3 protein-coding genes are annotated in these 1,921 nt (G+C 66.2%); all 3 read left to right on the top strand.

Annotated elements, in window-relative coordinates:
- A partial coding sequence (locus EN906_RS32475; protein WP_206529232.1) for a bifunctional ornithine acetyltransferase/N-acetylglutamate synthase occupies positions 1-518 on the top strand: 518 nt, incomplete at its 5' end.
- Between the two features lie 29 nt (positions 519-547).
- Positions 548-1,300: a GNAT family N-acetyltransferase gene (locus EN906_RS32470; protein WP_127269617.1), complete on the top strand. Its 753-nt coding sequence runs from the start codon at positions 548-550 to the stop codon at positions 1,298-1,300.
- Positions 1,293-1,715, top strand: a complete 423-nt coding sequence (locus EN906_RS32465) for a (deoxy)nucleoside triphosphate pyrophosphohydrolase (RefSeq protein WP_127269618.1) — start codon at positions 1,293-1,295, stop codon at positions 1,713-1,715. Before EN906_RS32470 ends, EN906_RS32465 begins: the two co-directional genes overlap by 8 nt.
- The last annotated feature ends 206 nt before the right edge of the window (positions 1,716-1,921 follow it).

The raw sequence follows: 1,921 nt of genomic DNA, 5'->3' as shown, positions 1-1,921 counted from the left end.
GCACCTTGCCGAGCGCCCGGCGGAACGCGCCGGAGATAACCGATCCCAAGGATGCCCGTCTCGGCGCGTTCCGCCGGGCGCTCGGCAAGGTGCTGAAATCGCTGGCGCTGCAAGTGGTGCGCGACGGCGAGGGCGCCCGCAAGCAGGTCGAAGTCACCGTCACCGGCGCCAAATCGGCGCGCTCGGCCAAGCGCATCGCGCTGTCCATCGCCAATTCGCCGCTGGTCAAGACGGCGGTCGCCGGCGAGGACGCCAATTGGGGCCGCGTCGTCATGGCCGTCGGCAAGGCCGGCGAACCCGCCGATCGCGACCGGCTGTCGATCTGGTTCGGCGACAACAGGCTGGCGCATGAAGGCGAGCGCGACCCCGGCTACTCCGAGGCCGCGACGTCGGCCTACATGAAGCGCGACGACATCCGCATCCGTGCCGATATCGGCATCGGCCGCGGCAAGGCGACGGTGTGGACCTGCGATCTCACCAAGGAATATGTCGCCATCAATGGCGATTATCGGAGCTGACGGTTTTGAGCTCCAGGCATCCGGCAAGCATGCTCGCGATCGTACGCCGCTACGAGGCGGCCGGCTTTCGCGCCTGGCCGGCAGCCGCCGTCCACTATGACGGCACCTGGGTGGTGCGGCTGACCGCCGGCCATCCGGCCAAGCGGCTGAACTCGGTCAATCCGCTCGATCCCGGCGATATCATGCACATGGCCGACCGTATCGGACGGGCCAGCCGCCGTTTCGATGCCTATGGAAGGCCGCTGACGTTCCGCATGTCGCCGCTGTCGGGTCCCGATCTCGCCAGCCATCTCGACCGCGAGGGCTGGAGCCGGTTCGACGAGTCGCTGGTCATGCGGCTGCCGCTGGCCGGCGCGCAGCTCGACGCCGCCATGGACCAGATTCCGCTCAAGGACATCAGCCGCTTCATCGGCGCGTTGCTCAAGGTCAGCGGTTCGGATGTTTCGCTGCGCCCCGGCCTGTCAGAGATCATCGGCGCCATCCAGCCCGAAGCCGGGCTGTTCGCGCTCGAAGATGGAGCCGAGGCGCTGGCGACGCTTATCTGCGTGCATGACGGCGATCTCGCCGGCCTGTTCGAGGTCGCCACCGACAGATCGGCGCGCAACAAGGGCCATGGCCGCAACCTGATCCTGTCGGCGCTGAAATGGGCGCGGCTGCGGGGCGCGCGGGAAGCCTGGCTGCAGGTCGAGGCCAACAACGTGCCGGCGCTGGCGCTCTACCATTCGCTCGGCTTCGAGGAAGTCTATCGCTACCACTACCGCCGGCCGCCGGGTCATGAATAATGTCGTGACCGCCGGCAAACGCCTGCTCCTGGTCGCCGCCTGCGCGCTGGTCGATGCCGACGGCCGGGTGCTTCTGGCGCAGCGGCCTCAGGGCAAGCAACTTGCCGGATTGTGGGAATTTCCCGGCGGCAAGGTCGAGCCCGGCGAGACGCCCGAACAATGCATCATTCGCGAACTGCATGAGGAAATCGGCATCGAAACCGACATTCCCTGCCTGGCGCCGCTCACTTTCGCCAGTCATTCCTACGACGATTTCCACCTGCTGATGCCGCTGTTCATCTGCCGCCGCTTCCGCGGCATCGCCCATCCCAGGGAAGGGCAGGCGCTGAAATGGGTGCGGCCAAAGCAGATGCGCGACTATCCGATGCCGCCGGCCGATGCGCCGCTAATCCCGTTCCTCATCGATCTTCTCTGAGGCTCGCGTCCGGTCGGTTCCTGGTCGAGGCGTGTATCAGCCAGCGTTAATGGAAGATTTATCTCGTCGTGAAAAATTGAAGCATGGCCGTTCGCGGCCGAGCCGTCGATTTGCCGGGGAGCGATAGCATGAGCCTAGACAGGGATTGGGACTCGATCCGGCCCGAGCGCGGTTTTCGCGCCGCCGATGCGGGCATGGGCATATTG

It is taken from the genome of Mesorhizobium sp. M7A.F.Ca.CA.004.06.1.1 (assembly GCF_003999135.1).
GTDB lineage: Bacteria > Pseudomonadota > Alphaproteobacteria > Rhizobiales > Rhizobiaceae > Mesorhizobium.
This window is presented reverse-complemented; position numbering and strand designations above follow the sequence as displayed.

Coding starts and splice junctions, on each gene's coding strand:
- EN906_RS32470 (WP_127269617.1), top strand. CDS start 548: ATGCTCGCGATCGTACGCCGCTACGAGGCGGCCGGCTTTCGCGCCTGG.
- EN906_RS32465 (WP_127269618.1), top strand. CDS start 1,293: ATGAATAATGTCGTGACCGCCGGCAAACGCCTGCTCCTGGTCGCCGCC.